Raw genomic sequence first — 413 nt, forward strand, 5'->3', positions numbered from 1 at the left:
TTTTTCCTATTTTAATAGGACTAGTAATACCATTTTTGAACGAAAAAGTTAATAGTAAACTATACTTAAGCTATATATTAATTTTTCTTTCCTTTACTACAATAGTTTTATCAATAGCTCTTCATGTGTATAGAGTAAAAACTTTAGATGTATTTTCTCCGTTTTTAATACCTAATATATTGTTTACTTTTATTTATATTTTTAAGCCTTTGTATATTATCTTAACCCAAAAGACGGGAGTTGGAACTTTTGATTTACATTATCTAAATGACAATGAAAATGAAGAGTTTATAATCGCATGTTTATATACCTTCTATGTAATAGTTATTTATAATGGACTTTTGCATTATTTAATAAGGAAAAAAACAACGGATTTTTTTGACAGCAAAAAAAACATTTTGATAGATAAAATC

1 protein-coding gene is annotated in these 413 nt (G+C 23.5%); it reads left to right on the forward strand.

Annotated features, from left to right (window positions below):
* Positions 1-413 (forward strand): hypothetical protein (locus tag ACLWS4_RS37590; RefSeq protein WP_416876517.1); only part of this gene is annotated, 413 nt, incomplete at both ends.

This window comes from Kitasatospora sp. SC0581 (assembly GCF_048159585.1).
Taxonomy (GTDB): Bacteria; Actinomycetota; Actinomycetes; order Streptomycetales; family Streptomycetaceae; genus Kitasatospora.